We start from the raw sequence: 18163 nt of genomic DNA on the forward strand, positions 1-18163 counted from the left end.
CTCAGCCCCCTTTCGCAGCTGGACAGAACGCAGCGAGCTCGCAGGCAGTGCAGTGCGAGCCAGGACGTGGCGGGAACGAACGAGTAGCGATGCCGTCCCAGATTTCCCTGACCTCGGCCTCGATCGCGGCCCGTTCGTGCGCAGTCCAGGCCCACGATTCTTCGCGGTCGTCTGCCAGCAGATGCACACAGAGGCGACTGACCGGACGTTGTGTCGTCCGCTCGAACGCTAGCGCGTAGAGGCGGAGCTGGAAATCGGGTCTGATGAGCGCGATACCAGCAGTCGCTCGCGTCTTGAAGTCGACGAGCTCGAGCGTCCCGTCGGGACACGCGCGTACCAGGTCGATTCGCCCGGTTATGACACCGTGGCCGGTGGGGTAGCAGAACGATTGCTCGACGCTGACGATCCGTTCGAACGTGTGGTGCCAGTGCCGCACGTAGCGGATCACCGCCTCGCGTCCCGTTCGGTATAGCCCCTCGCGTTGGGCCGACGGCAGGCGCGAGGTGGGGAGCCAGTACCGGTCGAAAAGGTGGGCAGCGAGGTCTTCGTCGACGGGTTGTCCAGCCAGTACCTCCCGGTGCACTGCAGCGAGCGCGAGATGGATCGTCTGGCCCAGCTGGACAGTCGGCCATACCGGAAGCTCGAACCCTGCTTCGTAGAGGAGGAAGAAACGCAATGGACAGGTCGCGTAGGTGACGATGGCCGATGTGCCGAGCTCGCGCGGTCGAGTCTGGGCTCGCGTGCTGGTGAGCGAGAAGCGTCGTGCTGACGAAGCATTCGCTGGCTCACGAGGCATGCCCATCTCCTCGAGGAACCGTGAGGGGCGGCAACGCTGGCGCCGGATCCGCGCTGGAGCGCTGAGGACGAGCAGGTCACGAGCTCGCGTCAAGGCGACGTAGGCTAGGCGTCGCTGGTCGCTGAGTGCTTCCTCTGGATCGCTGAGGTGGCGTTCGGCGATCTCCGGTGGGGTCAGCTGCGCCAGCAGCTCGGGTGGGAGGCGGAACCGACGCGGGCGCTCCCGGCCAGGCAAGCGGCCTTCGACGAGCGAAGCGAGGACGACGACCGGAAACTCGCGCCCTTTGGCCTGGTGAATCGTCATCACCTGGACGGCATCTTCGTCCTCCGGCTCGAGTTCGTCGAGCGAGCGTTCCGGGAGACTGCGGAGGAACTCGCCGAACCGGAAGGGGGCGGCGGAACGTTCCTGCCGATCGAAGTCGGCGGCGAGGCGCGAGAACTGAGCGAGGTTCAGGACGGCTCGGGTATCCCCGCGTTCGACGCACCGAGCCACGTATTTACTGCGGGCCAGGATCTCGTAGACGAGGGTGAGGATAGAGCCATGCTGCTTTCCCTTGACACGGCGTTGCAGCGCGATGATGCTGGCCAGCAGCTTGCGCTCTCGCTCATCGGTGATGCCGAGTGCTGCGAGCTCGCGCTCGTCCAATTCCCAGATGTTGCCGGTGAACGCTGCGAGGCGCTCGAGTGTCTCTAGCGCGAAGTCGAGGATCGGACCGGCGAAATGGTCAGGTCGCCAGCTTGCTGGCCAGCCGAACGCGACGATGAGGTCGCGGAGTTGCTGGATATCGGGACGGTCGAAGAATGCACCGTTTCCTGCCGCTACGGCCGGAATGCCGCGCGCGGCCAGTGCCGCGAGGAGCGGCTGGGCGTAGTAGCGCACGCTGCGGTAGAGCACTGCGATGTCGCTCCAGCGCTCGATCGCCCCCTCGGCACGGAGCGTCGCGATCAGCTCGGCGAGGCGCTCGCCCTCGTCGTCGACGTCGTCGCTCGTCAGGAGCAGAACCTCTGGCCCCTCGCCGCGCACGGGCTCGATCGCTTTCGCGTAGCGCAGGGGATTATGTGCGATGAGGCGTGAGGCGACCTGGACGATCGGACGCGTCGAACGGAAGTTGCGCGAGAGCTCGATACGGCGAGCCTGCGGGTAGAGTTCAGGAAAGCGGAGAAAGTTGGCGACTGTGGCACCGCGAAAACGGTAGATGCTCTGGTCGTCGTCACCGACCACGCACAGGTTCGTCTCCGGTGCGGCGACGATCCCGAGAATGAGGTCCTGGAGGACGTTCGTGTCCTGGTGTTCATCGACGATCACGTGTTCGAAACGAGCCTGGACGGCTGCCCGGACTGTGTCGTCGTCACGCAGGAGCCGATAGGCCTCGCGCTGGAGCCCGGGAAAGTCCAGCCAGCCTGACTCGTCGAGGAGTTGCCGGTAGCGTTGGTAGGCAACGGCGACAGCCAATGCCTCGGGATCGTCGCTCGATGCCGAGAGAAGCGTCACGAGCGCATCGGGATCGACGAGGTCCTCGCTATAGGTGTTGAACGCCGCGATAACGTCAGCGATGAAGTCTCCGAAGCGGCCGCGTGCCTGGTGCAGGCCCAACGCTCTGGCATGCGTGAAGACGAAGAGGTGCTGGAGGTGCTCGTCGAGGATCCGGAGCGGCTGGCCGAACGGATGGTGGTCGGGAAATTGCTCGAGCAACCACTGGCAGAAGCCGTGGATCGTGGTGATGAGTAACCGTTCGACCTGGGGGCCGAGGAGCGATGCCAAGCGAACGCGCAGCTCTTCGGCTGCCTTGCGCGTAAACGTCGTGAGCAGGATCCCTTCCGGCTCGACGCCTCGTTCGAGAATCAAGTAGGCAGCGCGGCGCAGCATCACCTCGGTTTTCCCAGCACCAGGCCCAGCGATGACGAGCAGTGGACCGGATTCATGGGTCACGACAGCCTGTTGCTCCGGGGTGAGTGATTCCAGTAACCGATGCGGCATGGTCCGACTCCAGCGCGAACGTGATGGTACGGAGAACCCCCATTTGTTTTACGGCAAGCGAGCGAGGAGTCAAATGGTACCGGCAGGGCGGTAGCGGCGATTGCGCGGCCGCCTGCCGGGTGACCGGCTCGCTATCGCGGCTCCGCGCGTGTGTCGGTGCGGTCGGATCCTACCCCCGCTGGAGAAATCGAGCGAGCGGTGCCTTCAGGAGCGCATCGTGACCGGCTCCAGGAACAGGGTCGCCTGGCGGTTCCAGTCGCTCTGCGGGTACCGGTCCTCGAGCCGCACGCACTGGGCCTGGAGTTCCGCGGGGAGTTGCGCGATGCTCGGATAGTTGACCTCGATCAGATTGCCAGCTGGGTCGCGCACGTAGAGCTGGACGTTCCCGTTGGGCAACTGGACGAGGAAATGCGAGAAGGTATCGCCGTCCAGGCAGCCCCGGGCACGTGCCTTCTCGTAGACCGTGACGAGATCGTCAACAGTCAGTGCGAAATGCGCGTAGCGGCGCGCTTCTTCCGGTCGCTCGAAGATGTGCAACTGCAAGTCGCCGACGCGGAGCCACTGGACTGGGTGACCGAAGTTGGGGGTGGGAATGCGCTCGAGTCCGAAGACGTCCTCGTAAAACCGGACGGATTCCTCGAGGTTCTTCGCGACGATGCTGACGTGGTTCAAGTTCCGTGCGGGCATCGCTCCTGCTCCTCTCGCGCTCGTACCGGTGCGCGGTGACGGCTGGAGTGTAGCAGGTCCTTCCGCGGACCGGACAGGCTCCGCCCGCTGGTCAACTCGCTCCGCTGCGGCGACTCAGGAGCGCTCGACCGAGCATCCACCCGATGACGATGAGGAAGAACAACAAGAACAAGAGAGCGAATTCGACGCTTCCGATGGCTGGCGGGAACACCATCGTGTCGGCCGTCCCACCACGCAGACCGACGACCACAGCGAGCCCGATGCTGAGAGCGAGGACGAGGATGACGACCGAGAGACAACCGACCACGATTCCCTCGAACAGGTAGCGGAACACGTGCGTCCTCCGTTAGCCTGCTGGTTCGCATACCGAGGGTATGGTAGCATGTCTCGCGTCCGGGGGAGAAGCTGGCGACGAGTACCGCTGGTCGCGGCCTGCTGCGGCGCCACGCGACCAAGACGAACGTGACCCGTGCAGCCTCCGTCCGAACGGGCTGCTCCAGCGCGGTCTGATATATCCCCTGAGGTCGAGGGCGTTGCCCGAGCTCGCGCACCAGGGCACGTGGCCTCTCCGTCCTTCGCTCGGGTGCCGATATCGACCCATCCCAGCTCGCGGTTCGCGATGGAGCTCACAGGTGCTGGGCGCAAGCGGTGTGTGCGCGTGAAGGGCTGGGTCACGCGCACGGGCAGGGCAGGCGACCTGTCCCGGCATGAGCGCACAACGCTGTCGATCCGGCCTGTCAGTCAGCTGCTCACCGCGCGGAGCCCGTCGGCGAAGACGGCCAGCGCGCGCTCCAGCTGCTCCCAGCCGATCGTCAGCGGTGGCTGGATACGAACGACGTTTCCCTCTTGCCCGCCCACACCGATCAGGACGCCATGCTCGCGGCAGTAGGCCCGGAGCGCGGCAGCGTGCTTCGCGGCTGGCTCTTTGGTCGTTCGGTCGGTAACGAGTTCGACGCCGATCATGAGGCCGATCCCGCGTACGTCGCCGATCAGCTCGTGCTCGGCAGCCAGTTCGCGCAGCTGCGCCAGCGCCTGTTCTCCCTTGCGGGCGGCCTGACCGGGCACGTCTTCTTCCAGCATGACGTCGATGTTCGCCAGTGCAGCGGCGCAGGAGACCGGATTGCCCCCGAAGGTGGAGAGGTGCTCGCCGGGCTGGAAGGCGTCGGCGATCTCGGCGCGGGCGATGCAAGCCGAGAGCGGGAAGCCATCGGCGATTCCCTTGGCCATCACCATGATGTCCGGCTCGACGCCGTAATGCTCGATCGCGAAGAGCTTGCCGGTCCGTCCGAAGCCGCTCTGCACTTCGTCGACGATGAAGAGGATGCCGTAGCGGTCGAGCACGTCCTTGACGTAGCGGAAATAGTTGGCCGGTGGCACGATGATGCCGCCCTCGCCCATGACCGGTTCGGCGATGAAGGCAGCCACGTTGCCGGACGTCTGGTACTTGATCGCCCACTCGACCATCTCGGCGCAGCGCTGGGCGAGGACTTCCGGGTCGTCCGTTCCGAAGGGGTTCCGGTAGAGATACGGAGCGGGAGCGAAAGCCACGCCGGGGAGGTAGGGACCACCGCGCTTCTTGCGCAGCATGTTGCCGGTGACCGAGAGCGTGCCGACCGTACGCCCGTGGAACGAGTGGGTCAGCGCGATGAACTCGTTCCTCCCGGTGTACGCCTTCGCCATGCGGAGTGCCGTCTCGATTCCTTCGGCACCGCTGTTCCCGAAGAACGTCTTCTTGAGCCGGCCCGGTGTGATCTGGGCGAGCCGCTCCGCCAGATCAGCGACCACCGGTACATGGTAGACGTAACTAGCGGCATGCACGAGCTTGTCGGCCTGCGCCTTGGCTGCCGCGACGACCTTGGGATGGCAGTGGCCGGCGTTGGTAACGGCGATGCCAGCGAAGCAGTCGATGTACTCGCGCCCCTCGACGTCGAACACGGTCGCGCCGGACGCACGAGCGACGACGACTGGCTCGACTGCGGCGACGAAGCTCGTGCAGACGTATTCGCGATATTTTTCGATCGTTCCCATACCGCACTCCTCGACCACGCTGAACAGCCACGCTCATACGCCAGGATTGTAACCGGAAGCACGGGGTGGCGGATCGTGCGGAGATCGAGATGACGGTGGCCCGACCGAAAGCGGGGCTGTCCCAGGTCGGCCGCACTGTCTGACGGCCGTTCCTGCTCGGACGCACGCGGCGCGTCTTCCCTGTCGACTGCGCTGCCGTCACCGACGTCGAGGCAGTGTTCGCGGTGCGCCCATTGCGTTCAGAGCGGGAAGCGGGTTGGAGCGCATCGGAGCGAGGCCAGCTGGCAGGTTGTCCGATCCCAGTGAGGAGGGGCGCGAGGGAGCGCTGACTCGTTCGCGGATCGCTCGCTACCGTGATAGCATGGGGCGCGTGTGGGAGGAGTCATGGCGCAGGAAAGCGACGATGCACGGTCGATGACGGACCGGGTCGATGTACTCTACTCGTTGCGCATGTATCCGGCCTTTCGCGTGTTGTTCGGGACGACCTTGACGACGAATGCTGCCTTCTGGATGTGGTCGCTCCTCGCTGGCTGGCTCGCCTTGCTCCTCACCGACTCACCATTCTTCGTCGGCCTCACGGGCTTTCTCAGCGGGATCCCCATGCTCATCGTCAGTCTGCCGGCTGGTGTCCTCATCGATCGGTTCGACCGCCGGTTCGTCCTGCTGGCAGCGCAGGTCGTCGTCGCCCTGGTCACGGTCGTGCTGGTGCTTTTCCTGTGGTTCGGCTGGCTGCATCCGTGGCAGCTTCTGCTCGCCGCATTTCTCTCCGGGGCAGGGATGGCCTTCGTCTTCGCGACGCGCAGCGCGCTCGTGGGGAACCTCGTCGGGCGCGAGGCGCTCGCCAATGCGGTCGCCCTCACTTCGACGGCCCAAAATGCGCCGCGTATCGTCGGCCCGGCGTTGGCCGGGCCGCTCGTCGGGCTCCTCGGAATGCCTGGAGCCTTCGCGGTCTGTGCAGTCTTCCAGGTGCTCTCGGTCGTGATCACGGTGCGGCTCCCACGCGTTCGACCCACCACGCGCAGGAGCGGTTTTTGGCGCTCGTTCGTCGAGGGGCTGGAAGCGGTTTGGCGGCGCGAGCAGCTCCGAGCTCTGATGGGGCTGGCGGCGCTGCCGACCCTGCTCGTCTTCCCCTACACCAATTTTCTGCCGGTCTTCGCGCGGGACGAACTGGGACTCGGTGCGACCGGCCTTGGGGTGTTGATGGCTCTGAACGGCCTGGGAGCCGTCATCGGCTCCGTCGCGGTCGCAGCTCGCCGCCGGTTCGGCGAGTCACCGCGCATTCTCGTGGCGAGTGTGCTCGCCTTCGCGGCTGCAGTGTTCGCTTTCGCGCACGCGCCAGTACCCTGGCTCGCTGCGCTCTTCTTGTTCGTGGCGGGGGCGACAGGGGCGGTGTACATGGCATCGACGAACACGCTCTTGCAGCTTGCAGTGGATGACCAGATTCGGGGGCGGGTGCTGAGCGTCTATTTGCTGACCTGGGGCTTGTTACCGGTGGGGACTTTGCCGGCCGGTGCGATCGCGGATGTCTGGGGCGCGCCACGGGCGGTCACGCTGCTCACGCTGAGCGCGATGCTCGCGATCGTGATGGTTGCCGCACGTTTTCCCATCCTGCGTCGCCCGACGCTTCTCGGCGAGCAGCCGCGGGCAGTGACGCGCGTCCGCTGAATCGGCGATCGCGAGGAGCGTAGCGGCATGCGTGACCTGATACCCCGACCGTGGGTCTTCCGGCAACCGGCGCTCCGCGCAGTGCTCGGTCTGACCCTGCTGGCAGGACTGGTGAGCGGGTTCGTCGTGCCGTTCCTCCCGTTGGTCGCGCGCGACCGGGGCGCCTCCTACGGAACGATCGGCTTGATGGCCTCGACCTTCCTGCTCGCGCAACTCGTGTTTCAGTTCCCCGCTGGAGCGCTGGCCGATCGCATCGGGCGCGCCAGACCAGTGATGGCGGGTCTGCTCATCGAGGGGGCAGCGACGGCTGCTTTCGCCTGGGCAGAATCGACCTGGGCATTCGTCGCGTTGCGGCTGGTGCAAGGAATCGGCCTGTCGTTGATCTATCCGGCTGTCCGTGCACTGATCGTCGATCTCGCGCCGGTGGAGCGCCGGGGCGAAGCCTTTGCCGCGTTCTGGAGCATGCTCAACGTCGGCTGGTTACTCGGCCCTGCACTCGGTGGGCTCTTAGTCAGTGTCGTCGGGAAGGTGCCGCTGCTCGTGCTCAGCGGCCTGGGGGAGATGGTACTGGTCGTCCCGGCTGCCTTCGCTTTCCGGCGACTGATCGCCGTGCGGGACGAGGTGACGCGCACGGTGACGGGCGGTTCCTTCCGTCCACTCCTCGGGCCACCGCTCTTCGCGGCGATGCTCCTGGCGTTCGGGTTCGAGGTTCCGGTGGGCATCTTCAGCGGGATCTGGAGTATCTACCTCAGTGAACTCGGTGCCAGCGAGTTGGCATTGGGGCTCTCGTACACAGCCTTCTCGGTGACGAATCTCTTGACGCTCCCCGTCGGTGGACGGCTGGCGAATCGTCGACCGCGCTGGCGCCGCATGACCATCTTGGCGCTCTGTCTCGGAATGATCGTCGTGAGTTACGGTATCCCGTCGGTGCCGGTACTGCTTCTCCTCGCTGCCGTGGAGGGAGCGCTGGTTGGGTTGCTGATCCCGTCGGTGGATGCCTATCTCTCGACGATCGCGGGGCCGGAGCACCAAGGGCGCGTCCAAGGGGCCTATACGACGGCCGGTATCGCCGGTGCAGCGCTGAGTGCCTTGGGCAGTTCGGCTCTCTACGGACTCGGTCAGTGGGTGCCGTTCACCGTTGCCGGTGTCGCGCTGGTCGCGCTCGCCCTCCCGGCCTCGCTGGTGATGCGCGTGACGGAGCGGGCGACCGTGCCGGAATCCCGCGTGCGATCGTTGGTGTGAGAGTTGGCGACACGTGTGCGAAAGCGAGTCCGGGAAGGAGGGATCGTGCGCCGAGTCGAGGTGCCGTTCGTCGTCTACTGGGGCGACGCCGATGCCGCACAGCTGGTCTTCTACCCGAATGTGTTCCGCTACGTGATGCAGGCGGAACACGAGCTGTTCAGCGGTCTCGGTTTCGACACGATCCGCCTGATGCGTGAGCGACGGCTGGCCAACCCGCGCGTGCACGTGGAGGCGGATTACCATCGCCCGCTCTGGATTTTCGATCGCGGTACCTGCCAGCTCTGGGTGAGTACGATCGGCCGTTCGTCGCTGCGGCTCGATTTCGCCCTCGTCAAAGAGGGCGAAGCTGAACCGGCAGTGACAGGCCATATGGTCCAGGTCTTCGTCGATGTGGACTCCATGCGGCCGGTACCGATCCCGGAGGAACTCCGGCGGGCACTCGAGGCAGACGACGGTGGTTGAACGTTCCGTGCCGCAGCGAAGAGGGAGAAGCTGATCTTCCAGCTCGTGGTATCCTCTCCCGTCGGAATGCAGGAGGAGCGAGGATGGCGGGGAAGCCGCGCGCGTTCTCGGGAATCCAACCGACTGGTGGCATTCACTTGGGAAACTACCTTGGGGCGATCCGGAACTGGGTGCTCCAGCAGGATCAGTACGAGAACATCTTCAGTATCGTCGATTTGCACGCGATGACCGTGCCGTACGATCCTCGCGAGCTCCGGCAGCGGACGCTCGAAGTCGCGAGTGTCCTGCTCGCAGCTGGGATCGACCCCGAGCGCTCGATCCTGTTCGTCCAATCGGACGTGCGCGAGCATACGGAGCTCTGCTGGATCCTGGGTACGCTCGCCACGTTCGGTGAGCTGCGGCGGATGACGCAGTTCAAGGAGAAATCGAAAGGAAACGAACGGGTTGGAGCGGGATTGTTCTTCTACCCGGTTCTGCAGGCCGCCGATATCTTGCTCTACGATGCTGCCGTCGTGCCGGTGGGTGAGGACCAGAAGCAGCACATCGAGCTGACGCGCGATCTCGCGATCCGCTTCAACCACACATTCGGCGAGACGTTCGTCGTGCCGGAGCCGGACATCAAGCCCGCCGGGGCACGCATCATGTCGCTGACCGACCCGTCCAAGAAGATGAGCAAGAGCGATCCGGACCCGGACAGCCGGATCGAACTCCGTGACCCACCGGACGTGATCCGGCGCAAGATCCGCAAGGCGGTGACCGACTCGGAGACGGTCATTCGCTACGACGAGGAGCGGAAACCGGCGATCGCGAACCTGCTCACGATCTATTCGCTGCTCTCGGGCATCCCGATACCGGAACTCGAGGCGCGCTATGCCGGCAAAGGGTACGGGCAGTTCAAACAGGATCTGGCTGAAGTTATCGTTCATGCGCTCGCACCGATTCAGGCGAAGCTCGACGAGCTGATGTCGGATCCGCGTATCGTGATCCGCACGCTGCACGAGGGGGCTGCCAAGGCACGCGAGCTGGCTGCAGCCAAGATGGCGGTGGTCCGCGAGCGCTGTGGACTGGGGCTCCCGCCGCTCGATTGAACGGATCGGCCGATGGCTGCTGCGGAACGCGTTACCCTGTATCGGTGGTCGACTATGCCGGAAGAGGTGCCCCGACCGGGTGTGATCCGGCAGACGGTAAACGCTGAGCGCCAGACGCTCGTCCGATACCGGTATGCGCCCGGCTCGGTGTTCCCCGTCCATGCGCATCCGGAAGAACAGATCACCGTCGTGCTCCGTGGGACGCTCGCGTTCGAGATCGATGGCACCGAGCTGCTCGGTGAGCCGGGTGACGTCATCGTGATCCCGGGTGGTGTGGCGCACGGAGCACGCGTCGTCGGCGATGAGGAAGTCGAGACGTTGAATACGTTCGTACCGCGGCGCGAGCAAGCGCCCTGACGAAGCTGGAGAGGAACGGAGGAACGCACGATGTCGGTCGAATCGATGGCACGGAAGCTTCGCCGGCAAGCTGCCAAGCGGATCAACCAGCGGCTCAAGCAGCCGAAGCACAGCATCCCGCAGCGGTATCCGTTCAAGTACCGGCAGACGGAGCGCGGCCGGGTGCCCTTGACGCAAGACGATGCAGTCGCGATGCTGCGCTGGCGCGAGGCCAAGCGGGCGCGCCAGCAGCAGACGCCGGAGAGCACCGAGAAGGCGTAAGGTCTTGATGTCCCAATCGCACTGCTGGAGCGTAGGGCGGTTCTGAAAACGGGCCGCCCTGCGTGTTTTTGCCGGTTCGTCGTGTCGTTCAGGGCGACGAGCCCGCGTCAGGCGCGCTTTCCAGTTCGTGCGTCTCGGGGTGGTAGCGCCCGGCGAGATCATCCTCGAGCACCCATGGACGGATCCCCGAGAGGTACGCAGCGCGGCCCAGAAGGTGCGTCGCGATCGGTGTCGTCAGGAGGAAAAACAAGCTGGCGAGCAGCGCGTGGAGCAGCGCGGAGAGGCTGCCGAGGACGAGGCCGGTGGCGGTCACGACGAGCAGGATGCCGAGCGTTCCAGCCTTCGCGGCCGCTTGCATGCGTGTGTAGAAATCAGGCATGCGGAGCAGGCCGAGTGCTGCGATCAGCATGAGCGAGGAACCGGAGAGGGCCAGGAGACCGGTCACGACGTCCGTCATTCGCGCGTCCTCCGTTCGACGAGCGAAGCGAAGGCGACCGTGCTGAGGAAAGCGATGAGCGCGAGCACGATCGCGATATCGACGATGGCGAGCATCCGGAGTACGGCGCCGAGCAGGAGCAGCAGCCCGACGACGAGCGTCGCCATCATGTCGAGCGCAACGACGCGATCCGGAATCGTCGGGCCGCGCACGACACGCGCGAAGGCGAGCACGAGCGCGAGGACGAGCAGGAGCATCGCTCCGACGAGGAACGGTGAGTCGGTCGGGAGCCCGATCAACTGCTCGATCATCGCAGAACCTCCAGAAGTCGCGCTTCGAGCCCGCGCTTGACCTCAGCGATAAACTGCTCACGACTCTCGGCGTACATGGTGTGGACATAAAGCGTCCGCCGGTCGGCTGAAACGTCAAGCGAGAGCGTGCCAGGAGTGAGCGTGAGGAAATTCGCGACGAGCGTGACTTCTGTGTCGGTTCGAGCATCGAGTGGAACGGCGAAGATGCGCGGGCGGGCATGCAGCTCGGGCGTGACAATATCGTAGGCGACACGCAAACTGCTCAGGAGGAGTTCCCAGAAGAAGAAACCAGCGAAACGAACGAACCGAAAGACGCGACGGGCGTACGCTCCGCTGCCCCACAGTGGCTCGACGACCGAGACGACGAGGAACCCGAGCAGGAAACCGAGCAGAAGCTGGTGGAACGTGAAGCGGCCGACTGCCATCATCCACACCATAGCGAGCAAGATATTGAGGAGCAGAGCGTTCACGCGTGACCTCCCCCGGGAAACGTGTATGCCACCTGTGCCGACCGTGCACCGAGGACTGCATCCCGATAGGCCTGGTTGTCGAGCAACTGCTCGGCTGCTTCGGTGGAGAGCGTGAGCACCGGTTCAGCCGCGATGCCGATCAGAATGGTGACGAGTGCAAGGAGCACACTCGGGAGTACGAGCCTGAGCGAGTGCTTCGCCTGCAGTGAGCTCGACGGTGCGTGGCCCTCTTCTTTCCAGAAGGCCTCATTCCAAATCTTCAGCATAGAGAGGAGAGTGAGCAGGCTAACCACGATCGCGACTGCTACTGCACAGTACGTTCCGGCAGCGAATCCGGCACGTATCACCAGGAGCTTTGCGAAGAAACCAGAGAGAGGTGGGATACCTGCCAGGGATAACGCAGGGATCAAGAAAATCAGGCCGAGCCAGGGGTGTATCCGATCGAGGCCACCGAGATTAGCGAGTCGGCTGCTCCCACCCGTGCGTTCGACCAATCCACCGATCAGAAACAGGTTCGTCTTGACCACGATATGGTGGATTAGGTAGTAGACGCTACTGGATAGTCCGAGCGGCGTCAGCAAAGCGAGCCCGAAGATCATGTAACCGATTTGACTCACGATGTGGAACGACAGGATGCGCCGCACCTCCTGCTGCGCGAGTGCACCGAGCACGCCGGTAACCATGGTCGAGGCGGCGCAGACGAGCAAGATCCGATGCGTCCAACCTGGGTCGTGGACGAAGAGGAGGGTGAAGACGCGGATCAAGGCATAGACGCCAACCTTGGTCAAGAGGCCAGCGAAGAGCGCCGACACCGGTACCGGCGGCGTGTGATAGGAGGCTGGTAGCCAGAAGAACAGCGGGAAGACCGCTGCCTTGATCCCGAACGCAACAGCGAACAGCATGGCGATCACGGTGACGATTCCGGGATCGAGACGCGGGAGGACCACACTCAGATCGGCCAGATTGAGGGTTCCAGCGATGCCGTAGAGGATACCGGCAGCACTGAGGAAAAAGGTTGAAGCGAGGAGATTCAGCGAAACGTACTTGATACCACCTTCGACCTCACCCCGCTCGACGCCGAGGACGAGAAGCACGAAGGATGCCATCAGCATGACTTCGAACCAGACATAGAGATTGAACAGATCTCCGGTGAGAAATGCTCCGTTCACGCCGACAAGGAGCACGAAGACGAGGGGGTAAAAACCAGCACGTTCTCGGTCGGGGTCCATCCAAGCGGTCGCGTAGACGACTGTTGCCCAGGAGACGAGCTGGGAGACGACCAGGAGCGCTGAACTGAACAGATCGGCGACGAGCACGATCCCATACGGAGGTGGCCAGCGACCGATGGCGATGACGCGGATTCCGTGTGTCCAGACATCGGCGAGCAGAACAGCTGCAGCGAGGAGGGTAAGTGTCGCACCGATGATGGCAATTCCGTGCGAGATCACTCGTCGCCGCTGCCGCACGGCGAACAGCACGAGAGTTGTCACGAGTGGGATGAGGAGAGGGAGGACGAGCGTCAGTCCCATAGATCAGCCTTCCTCCCGGTTCGTCTCGCTCGCGACAACGGCTGGGATCATCGGTGCGTGAGCGGCTTCCGGCACCTCGCCCAGCCGGTCGGTGGTGATGAGTGCGTCCAGATCGTCAGTACTAAGTGCGCGATAGGTGCGGTAGACAAGCGCGACGGCAAAGACGAGCACCCCGAAGCTAATGACGATCGCGGTGAGGATGAGCGCCTGGGGAAGCGGATCGGCATACGGTGGTGAAACACTCGTGGCATCGGGTGGGACGAGCGGCGGGCGACCACGGATCAAGCCGCCAGCAGTGAAAATCAGGAGATTCGTGCCGTTGCCGAGCAGGATCAAGCCTACTACGACCTTCACGATGCTCCGGCGCAGCAGAAGGTAGAGACCGCACCCATAGAGGAGACCGGCCATGAGTGCGAAGAGGATCTCCATCGTACCCTCACTCCTTGGCGAACTCGAACAGCATCGTCAACGTGGCCCCGATCACTGCCAGGTACACGCCGATATCGAAGAGCACCGGAGAGCCCAGTTCCAGCGTGAGAGCCGTCGTGACCGGGATCTTCAACCACAAGCCGGTCAGGAACGGATCGCCGAGGAGGAGCGAAAGCAGTCCACTTGCCAAGGCGACAGCGATCCCGAGCGCGGTGAGCGTGAGCGGACGGATACGGAGCAGGCGTTTCGCCGTTGAGAGGTCGTACCCAAAGGTGAGCAGAGCGAATGCCGTCGCGGCGACGAGGCCGCCGCCAAAGCCACCGCCGGGTTCGTGGTGCCCACGCAGCAGCAAGAAGAGACTGAAGAGCAGGAGCAACGGGGAGATCCAGCGAACAGCGGTCCGCAGAATGATCGATGCCAGCGTGGTCATGTGGTGCGTTCCCCTCTCCGGCGTAGCAGAGCAGCAACGCCGAGCGCCGCCAAGCCGAGAACCGTTATTTCGCCCAACGTATCCAACGCACGGAAATCGACCAGGATCACGTTGACGACGTTCCGTCCGTGGGCTGCCGGGTAGGCTTCTTCGACGAAGAATGCGGAGATCCGCTCCGGGTACCGGAAGACGTGGGTCGCGAGTGCGAACCCTGCCATCATGCAGCCGAATGCGGTAGCGAGGATGGCGTCGCGAACGCGCGACCGGGTCGACGAAAGACGAGCATAGCGTGGGAGTCGGTAGAAGGCGAAAACGAGGAGGACAACTGTCAGAGTATCGACCAGCACCTGGGTGATTGCCAGGTCAGGGGCACCGTACCGGGCATAAAGCAGCGCGAGACTGAAGCCGAGTGCGCCGAGAGCAGCGACGGCCGCAAGGCGCTCTGCGGCGCGTACGGCGACAAGGCTGCTCACGACGATGATGCCGACGAGGATCGCATCGATGACGTCGATAACGAGGAACGCTGGCAGGTCTGCAGGGACGGGAATCCGCGCGTGGAAGATGCTTGCCCCGACGAGTGCCAGAGCGGTGAGAATGACCGTGCTCACGTAGACCCGAAGGTAACCGTTCTGCAGATATCCTGTGACGAGCGTCGCGAAACGGTTCAGAACCAGCAAGGTGGCACCGTACCAGCGTTCTGTTCCCCAACGCCCGAGTCCCCGCGGTGATTCCTCGAGAGGAGTCGTCAAAGCGAGGCGATCGCCGAGACGAAGGATGCGGGGCCATACGAGGGCGATCGCTGCCGCGACGACCAGCAGCACGCTGCTCGCACCGAGCACTGGCGTGAAGCCGTGCCAGAGCGCGAGCTCGAATGACTCCTCGGATTTCGTGTGCAGGCTGGCTGTGACGGCTTGGATCAGGCGAACGAGGCGCGAGACGACGACACCGCTCAGCAGTGCGGTGCTCGCGAGAAGCAACGGGCCGGCGAGGAGCGTCCAGTTTACCCCGTGCGGGTCGTGCAGCTGTTCGGAGCGGGTGAGGATCGGTCGCAGCAGGAGCCAGGCGACTGCAGCATGTCCGGTGAAGCTGAACAACAGAACGATGAAAACGAGTACGCTCGTATCGTGAAATCCAGCTTCGAGTGCTGCTTCCTTCGCGACGTAACTCAGGGTCGGTGGGAGTCCGGCGGCAGCCAGGACGACGAGCCCGGTGGCGATGGCCAGCGTGTGGCTCGTGTGCCAGAGACTGCCGATTCGATCCAGATTTCGCGAGCCGGTGGCGTGCTCGATCGCCCCGGTGACGAGGAAGGCGCCGCCCTTGTACAGAGCATGAGCGAGGAGGAACAGAGCGAACGGCTTGGCTCCCGCCGAGCCGAGTCCGAGCAAGAGCACGAGCGTTCCCAGCGCGCTGACGGTACTGTAGGCGAGGAGTCGCTTGAGGTCGCGTTGGGGTACGGCCAAGAGCACACCGAGCAGGGCGGTTGTGCTCCCGAGCGTGACCAGGGCAGGTTCCCACCAAGGGTGAGTACCGAAGAGCGGGCTCATGCGCGCGAGCAGGTACACCCCGGCTTTGACCATCGTCGCCGAGTGGAGATAGGCACTGACCGGCGTCGGTGCTTCCATGGCATTGGGGAGCCAGAAATGAAAGGGGACCTGCGCGGACTTGGTCGCAGCACCGAGAAGCACGAGGATGAAAGCTGCCGTAAAGATCGGTTCGTCCTTCGCCCCCTGGAGCGTGACGAGGAGTTCGCTCAGGCGAAAGGTAGAGGCCTGGAGAGCGAGGAGCAGGAGCCCAGCGAGGAGCGCCAACCCGCCCGCACCGGTGACGACGAGGGCCTGCTGGGCACTGGCGCGGGCACGTGGTCGCTCGCTCGCGAAACCGATCAGGAAGAACGAGGCGATGCCGGTGAGTTCCCAGAACACGAAGAGCACCAGGATGTCGTCAGCGAGTACCACTGCGAGCATCGCCAGCTCGAACAGGAGCAGTACGATCCAGAAACGCACGAGGCGTGGATGATCTTCGAGATAGCCGACGGTATACAGCGCCACGAGCGCTCCGATACCGGTGATAAGTAGTGCGAACAGCGCACCGAGACCGTCGAGCCGAAACGCCAGCGAGCTGCCGAGCGTCGGAAGCCAGGGTAGGACTTCGATGCGGGGGGCGTCCTGCGAAAGCTCCGGAGTGTGGGCAGCGAACCAGACGAAAAGCAGGAAGGAAATCGACGCGACGAGATAGCCGAAGCGCCGCCGGAGGTACGGAACAGTGATCGGTGCAAGAACGATCAGGAGAGCGAGCGCTGCGAGGCCGAACAGCATCGCGACTCCGTCCGCTCGATTTCGTACGCTCGTGCTGTGGGGGCGGCGGCACAGTCAGCTCTCGGTGGAACCCCCGCGGGACGGCCGGCACGCAAACCGGTCGCCTCGCGGAGTTTCCAGGAACGAGACGCCGCAGGCGCGGCTCCGTGCAGTGTAGCCTACCGATACCGAATCCGACAAGACACCACCGGGCACAGCACCGAGTTGGGTACACTGCTGCTCTGGAGCGAGGGCCGAGTGGAAGGAGTAACACCCGTGCTCCGACAGATCGATCACCTCGTGGTGTTGTTTCCGGGGCTCGAGGAGGCAGTGACCTTAGCGGAGCATGCCGGTTTTACGGTCGTCCGCGGTGGGGAGCATCCGACGGGAACGCACAATGCGCTGGTCGGGTTCGCTGATGGTTCCTATCTGGAACTGCTCGCCTTCCGCGAGGCGAACCCGGATCACCGCTGGTACCGGTTCGTCGCGCCGGGTGGTGGCATCATCGATCTGTGTCTCCTGGTCGACGGCCTCGACGCGGAAGTGCGCCGGCTCGCCGAGCGCGGCCTGGCCTACCAGGTGAGCGAGGGGAGCCGCCGGAGGCCCGATGGCGTCGTGATCGCCTGGAAGAACGCGACGCCTGCGAAGGAACTGACTGGCGTCCTCCCGTTCTTGATCGAAGACGTGACGCCACGGAGCGAGCGGGTGCCGCATGGGCGCTTCGCAGAACATGCCAATGGTGCTCGTGGCCTCGCCGAGGTGCTGATTGCGGTCGCGGAACTTCCCACTGCGGTCGACCTCTGGCGTGCCTTGACTGGAAGTATCGGTAGCGAGGAAATCGATCCGAGCCTCGGGATACCGGTGCATCGCTTCGTCGTGGGGCCGCATCGTGTCCTGCTCACCGAGGCTGGAACCCATCCGCTCGTAGCCGAGCGGCTCGGGCGACTCGGGCCGGGGCCGGTGCTGGCGCGGCTCTGGGCCTGGACAGAGCACGACGTGCAGCTCGGCGCTGCCCGCCTGCAGCTCCGTCGCTTCGACGGTTAGCGTTCCTCGCGTCCCATCCAGCGTGGGATGGCGACCGGTGGTCGGTAGGTCAGGACGGCTTCGACAGCTTCCTCCGGGTCATCCGTCACGGCGAGCAGTCCGGCATGTTCCGGGGCGATGAATCCCTCCTCGACAGCGTGCCGGAGGCTCGCGAGAAGGTGTCGATAGTAGTCGCCGGAGTTCAACAGCACGACGGGCTTGCTGTGAATCCCGAGCTGAGCCCAGGTGACGATCTCGAAGAGCTCGTCGAGCGTCCCGAAGCCACCGGGCAGTGCGATGAACCCGTCGGCGAGGTCCGACATGAGGGCCTTCCGCTCGTGCATGGTGCGGACGACGTGCAGTCGCGTGAGGTTCGGGTGCGCGAACTCGCGCGCCATCAGCACTTCCGGAATGACACCGATCACCTCAGCGCCCGCGCGCAATGCGGCATCGGCGACGACCCCCATCAGCCCGATACTGCCACCGCCGTAGACGATCCCGATACCGCGTTCGGCCAGCAGTCCAGCGACACGTGCCGCGTGGCTCCGGTAAATCGGCCGGTTGCCGAGCCGTGACCCACAGAAAATACAGACGCGCTCGATCGGCGTGCGACGATCCGCCATGGAGAGTTCCGCCTTCCATCGACTGCGGGGCAGGAAACCCCGGCCCGCTGAGTGT

The 18163-nt window shown here is 64.4% G+C and carries 19 protein-coding genes; 7 read left to right on the top strand and 12 right to left on the bottom strand.

The window, feature by feature from the left end; all coding sequences use genetic code 11:
* Position 1: 1 nt before the first annotated feature.
* The 4 genes from OO015_RS12660 to OO015_RS12675 form a co-directional block, all read right to left on the bottom strand.
* Positions 2-2773 carry an ATP-dependent helicase gene (locus tag OO015_RS12660; RefSeq protein ID WP_265941674.1) on the bottom strand — a complete coding sequence of 924 codons (2772 nt, stop codon included), beginning with the start codon at positions 2771-2773 and terminating at the stop codon, positions 2-4.
* Positions 2774-2977: 204 nt separating this feature from the next.
* Entirely contained in the window at positions 2978-3460 is a 483-nt protein-coding gene (locus OO015_RS12665) for a VOC family protein (RefSeq protein ID WP_265941676.1), read from the bottom strand.
* Positions 3461-3551: 91 nt separating this feature from the next.
* On the bottom strand, positions 3552-3794 hold the full coding sequence (locus OO015_RS12670; protein ID WP_265941678.1) for a hypothetical protein: 243 nt from the start codon (positions 3792-3794) through the stop codon (positions 3552-3554).
* Between the two features lie 407 nt (positions 3795-4201).
* Positions 4202-5488: an aspartate aminotransferase family protein gene (locus OO015_RS12675; protein WP_265941680.1), complete on the bottom strand. Its 1287-nt coding sequence runs from the start codon at positions 5486-5488 to the stop codon at positions 4202-4204.
* Between the two features lie 384 nt (positions 5489-5872).
* Between OO015_RS12675 and OO015_RS12680 the strand changes: the two genes are divergently transcribed.
* The 6 genes from OO015_RS12680 (at position 5873) to OO015_RS12705 (ending at position 10563) form a co-directional block, all read left to right on the top strand.
* A complete protein-coding gene (locus tag OO015_RS12680; protein WP_265941683.1) occupies positions 5873-7153 on the top strand; it encodes an MFS transporter in 1281 nt (426 codons plus the stop codon).
* A 27-nt stretch (positions 7154-7180) separates the two neighbouring features.
* Positions 7181-8395 (top strand): MFS transporter, encoded by a 1215-nt coding sequence (locus OO015_RS12685; protein WP_265941685.1) that lies wholly within the window; start codon positions 7181-7183, stop codon positions 8393-8395.
* Between the two features lie 45 nt (positions 8396-8440).
* Positions 8441-8857 (top strand): acyl-CoA thioesterase, encoded by a 417-nt coding sequence (locus OO015_RS12690; protein WP_265941687.1) that lies wholly within the window; start codon positions 8441-8443, stop codon positions 8855-8857.
* Positions 8858-8940: 83 nt separating this feature from the next.
* Positions 8941-9945 (top strand): tryptophan--tRNA ligase, encoded by a 1005-nt coding sequence (gene trpS, locus OO015_RS12695; protein WP_265941688.1) that lies wholly within the window; start codon positions 8941-8943, stop codon positions 9943-9945.
* Positions 9946-9957: 12 nt separating this feature from the next.
* On the top strand, positions 9958-10302 hold the full coding sequence (locus tag OO015_RS12700) for a cupin domain-containing protein (protein WP_265941690.1): 345 nt from the start codon (positions 9958-9960) through the stop codon (positions 10300-10302).
* Positions 10303-10332: 30 nt separating this feature from the next.
* Positions 10333-10563 carry a hypothetical protein gene (locus tag OO015_RS12705; protein ID WP_265941692.1) on the top strand — a complete coding sequence of 77 codons (231 nt, stop codon included), beginning with the start codon at positions 10333-10335 and terminating at the stop codon, positions 10561-10563.
* An 88-nt stretch (positions 10564-10651) separates the two neighbouring features.
* Here the strand turns inward: OO015_RS12705 and mnhG are convergent, their stop codons facing one another.
* The 7 genes from mnhG to mbhE are packed head-to-tail and all read right to left on the bottom strand — an operon-like array spanning position 10652 to position 16483.
* Complete coding sequence (gene mnhG, locus OO015_RS12710; protein ID WP_265941694.1) at positions 10652-11020, bottom strand: monovalent cation/H(+) antiporter subunit G; 369 nt, start codon at positions 11018-11020, stop codon at positions 10652-10654.
* The gene (locus OO015_RS12715) at positions 11017-11310 is read right to left on the bottom strand and encodes a monovalent cation/H+ antiporter complex subunit F (protein WP_265941696.1); all 294 of its coding nucleotides are present in this window, start codon (positions 11308-11310) and stop codon (positions 11017-11019) included. The genes mnhG and OO015_RS12715 overlap by 4 nt, the downstream gene beginning before the upstream one ends.
* Entirely contained in the window at positions 11307-11780 is a 474-nt protein-coding gene (locus OO015_RS12720) for a Na+/H+ antiporter subunit E (RefSeq protein WP_265941698.1), read from the bottom strand. Before OO015_RS12720 ends, OO015_RS12715 begins: the two co-directional genes overlap by 4 nt.
* Positions 11777-13309 carry a Na+/H+ antiporter subunit D gene (locus OO015_RS12725; protein ID WP_265941731.1) on the bottom strand — a complete coding sequence of 511 codons (1533 nt, stop codon included), beginning with the start codon at positions 13307-13309 and terminating at the stop codon, positions 11777-11779. Before OO015_RS12725 ends, OO015_RS12720 begins: the two co-directional genes overlap by 4 nt.
* Positions 13310-13312: 3 nt before the next feature.
* The gene (locus OO015_RS12730) at positions 13313-13738 is read right to left on the bottom strand and encodes a Na+/H+ antiporter subunit C (protein ID WP_265941733.1); all 426 of its coding nucleotides are present in this window, start codon (positions 13736-13738) and stop codon (positions 13313-13315) included.
* Positions 13739-13745: 7 nt separating this feature from the next.
* Entirely contained in the window at positions 13746-14168 is a 423-nt protein-coding gene (locus OO015_RS12735) for a Na+/H+ antiporter subunit B (RefSeq protein ID WP_265941735.1), read from the bottom strand.
* Positions 14165-16483, bottom strand: coding sequence for a hydrogen gas-evolving membrane-bound hydrogenase subunit E (mbhE, locus tag OO015_RS12740; protein WP_265941737.1), 2319 nt, complete (start codon positions 16481-16483; stop codon positions 14165-14167). Before mbhE ends, OO015_RS12735 begins: the two co-directional genes overlap by 4 nt.
* Positions 16484-16738: 255 nt before the next feature.
* On the opposite strand from mbhE, the gene OO015_RS12745 reads away from it, so the two are divergent.
* Entirely contained in the window at positions 16739-17506 is a 768-nt protein-coding gene (locus tag OO015_RS12745) for a VOC family protein (RefSeq protein ID WP_265941739.1), read from the top strand.
* Here OO015_RS12745 and OO015_RS12750 read toward each other — a convergent pair.
* Entirely contained in the window at positions 17503-18108 is a 606-nt protein-coding gene (locus OO015_RS12750) for a TIGR00730 family Rossman fold protein (protein ID WP_265941741.1), read from the bottom strand. The genes OO015_RS12745 and OO015_RS12750 overlap by 4 nt on opposite strands.
* Positions 18109-18163 lie beyond the last annotated feature (55 nt).

Origin of the sequence: Thermomicrobium sp. 4228-Ro (assembly GCF_026241205.1) — a bacterium.
In the GTDB taxonomy this organism is placed as follows: Bacteria; Chloroflexota; Chloroflexia; order Thermomicrobiales; family Thermomicrobiaceae; genus Thermomicrobium.